Source organism: Clavibacter lycopersici, from assembly GCF_003576405.1.
GTDB lineage: Bacteria > Actinomycetota > Actinomycetes > Actinomycetales > Microbacteriaceae > Clavibacter > Clavibacter lycopersici.
Map to the genome: position 1 here is coordinate 1 of NZ_QWGT01000291.1, position 3,020 is coordinate 3,020.

Consider the following 3,020-nt stretch of genomic DNA (forward strand, 5'->3'; position numbering starts at 1 on the left):
TCCGCTGCCGCTGCCGCCGCCGCCGTCGCTGCCGCCGCCGCTGCCGATCCCGCCGCGGCGCCCCCGATGGTCGTCGCCGACGGCCTCGTCGTCCGGTACGCGCGCGGCCTCGCCCCCGCGGTCTCGGACGTGTCGTTCACGATCGCGCCGCGCGAGACCCTCGCGGTCGTCGGCGAGTCCGGCAGCGGCAAGACCACGCTCGCGACCGCGCTCGCCGGCCTGGTGCCCACCGAGTCCGGCACGTTCCGCTTCCAGGGCGACGGCGTCACGGGCGACCTGACCTCCGCGGTCGCCGGCCGCTCCCCCGAGCTCCGGCGCGCGGTGCAGCTCGTGTTCCAGAACGCGGACACCTCGCTCAACCCCCGGCGGACGGTCGGCGCGGCGATCGCGCGGCCGCTCAAGCTCTTCACGGGCCGGGCGTCGGCCGAGCGCGTGGGCGAGATCCTCACCGAGGTCGGGCTCTCGCCGGACTTCGCGGCCCGGCTCCCGAGCCAGCTCTCGGGCGGGCAGCGGCAGCGCATCGGGATCGCCCGGGCGCTGGCCGCCGGGCCGCAGCTCGTGATCGCCGACGAGATCACGACCGCGCTCGACGTGCGCGTGCAGGCCGAGATCCTCCAGCTGCTCGCCGACCTGCAGCGCGACAAGGGCCTCAGCTGCCTCTTCATCAGCCACGACCTCGCGGTGGTGCGCGGCGTCGCGGACCGCGTGGCCGTGATGACCGGCGGGCGGATCGTGGAGATCGGCCCGACCGAGCGCGTGTTCCAGGGGCCGAACCACCCCTACACGTCGCAGCTGCTCGCGGCGACGCTCGAGCCCGGCGCGACCGAGCTGCCGGACGTCGCCGACGTGACGGCCACCTGGCGCGACGCCGCCGGTGGAGGGTGGAGGGAGCTCGGCGACGGGCACCGGATCCGGGACTGGGAGGACGCACGATGACCGACGCCGCACGAGGGACGAGGCCGCCCGAGGCCGAGGCCGGCGCCGCCGTCACGCAGCGCGACGTCTGGATCCCGATGCCCGACAGCGCCCGCCTGCACGCCCGCATCTGGGCGCCCGCCACGGACGCGCCCGTCCCCGCGCTCCTCGAGTACCTCCCGTACCGGCTCGACGACTGGACCGCCCCGCGCGACAGCGAGCGGCACCCCTGGTACGCGGCCCACGGCTACGCGTCCATCCGCGTCGACATCCGCGGCACGGGATCCTCCGACGGCCTGTTCGTCGACGAGTACTCCGCGCAGGAGCTCGACGACGGCGTCGCGGTGATCGAGTGGATCGCCGCGCAGGACTGGTGCACGGGCGCCGTCGGCGTCTTCGGGATCTCGTGGGGCGGCTTCAACGGCCTGCAGCTCGCGGCCCGCGCGCCCGAGGCCCTGAAGGCCGTCGTCACCGTCTGCTCCACCGACGACCGCTACGACGACGACGTGCACTACATGGGCGGCGCCGTGCTCGGCATCGACATGGCGGCGTGGGGCGCGACGATGTTCGCGTTCAACTCGCGGCCGCCGCGTCCCGAGGTCGTGGGCGCCGACTGGGTGGAGCGCTGGCGCGAGCGCCTCGAATCCAACCGGCCGATGACCCCGACCTGGCTCGCGCACCAGGAGCGCGACGACTACTGGCGGCACGGCAGCGTGTGCGAGGACTACTCGGCCATCGACGCGGCCGTGCTCGCGGTCGGCGGGTGGGCGGATCCGTACCGCGACGCCGTACTCCGCCTCGTCGAGGACCTGCCCGGCCCGGCGAAGGGCATCGTCGGCCCGTGGTCGCACCAGTACCCGGACCGCGGGCTCACGCCCGGACCGTCGATCGGCTTCCTGCAGGAGACGCTGCGCTGGTGGGACCGCTGGCTGAAGGGCGTCGACACCGGGGTCGAGGCGGATCCCGCGCTCCGTGCCTTCATCAGCGACTCCGAGCCGCCCGCCACGAGCTACCCCGAGCGCACCGGGCGCTGGGTCGCCGCGGCGTCGTGGCCGCCTCCCGCGTCCGTCTCGGCCTCGCCCGTGCTGCCGCTCGACGTGTTCCACGGGCCCGCCGCCGCGGGCGACCCCGTCGTGATCCGCTCGCCCCAGCGCACCGGGCTCGACGCCGGGCGCTTCTTCCCGTTCGGCAACGCCACCGACCTGCCGCCGGACCAGCGCGCCGAGGACGGCCTCTCCGTCTGCTTCGACCTGCTGCTCGACGAGCCGCTCGACGTGCTCGGCAACGTGGTGGTCGACCTCGCCGTCACGAGCGACCTGCCCGACGCGAACCTCGTCGTGCGGCTCTGCGATGTCGCGCCCGACGGCGCGTCCACCCTCGTGACGCGCGGCGCGCTCAACCTTAACAAGCGGATCGACCGCGCGCGGATCGACCCGATGGTGCCCGGCGAGGAGGAGGTCGTGCGCGTCCAGCTCGTCGCGACCGGACACGCCTTCCCCGCGGGGCACCGGCTGCGCATCGCCGTGTCGTCCGCGTACTGGCCGTGGATCTGGCCGCACGCCCGCGAGGCGACCCTCGTCGTCGCGCCCTCCCGCAGCTCCGTGACCCTGCCGGTCTGGACGCGCGCGGAGGACGACGGCGTGCGCTTCGAGGAGGCCGTGCAGTCCACGCCGCTCGCGATCCAGCGGATCCCCGACGCCTCCGGCCTGCCCGAGCGCAGCGTCTCCCACGACGTGGCGACCGGCGAGTGGACGCTCGACGTCGACCCCGGCTACGGCGGATCCCGGATCTACCCCGACGGCCTCGTCTTCACCGAGTCCAGCCGCGAGACGTACCGGATCACCGAGGGCGACCCGCTGTCCGCCGTCGCCGAGAGCCGCTGGGCGATCGGCCTGGAGCAGCCGGGTTGGCGCGCGCGCCTCGAGACGACCTCGCGGGTCACCGCGGACGCGGACGCCTACCGCGTGGTCAACACGCTGCAGGCGTGGGCGCGAGACGGCGGCCCCGACGCTCCCGAGGTGCTCGTCGCCGACCGCACGTTCGACGACCTCGTGCCGCGGACGTCCGCGTGAGCGCGGGCACGGGCGCCGGCGCGCGCGCCGGGA

The 3,020-nt window shown here is 75.3% G+C and carries 2 protein-coding genes; both read left to right on the forward strand.

What is annotated here, in order from left to right; translation table 11 throughout:
• On the forward strand, positions 1 to 936 hold a 936-nt coding region (locus tag DZG00_RS14060; protein WP_233550150.1), incomplete at its 5' end, for an ABC transporter ATP-binding protein.
• Positions 933 to 2,987, forward strand: a complete 2,055-nt coding sequence (locus tag DZG00_RS14065; RefSeq protein ID WP_119382403.1) for a CocE/NonD family hydrolase — start codon at positions 933 to 935, stop codon at positions 2,985 to 2,987. The genes DZG00_RS14060 and DZG00_RS14065, both read left to right, overlap by 4 nt.
• Positions 2,988 to 3,020 lie beyond the last annotated feature (33 nt).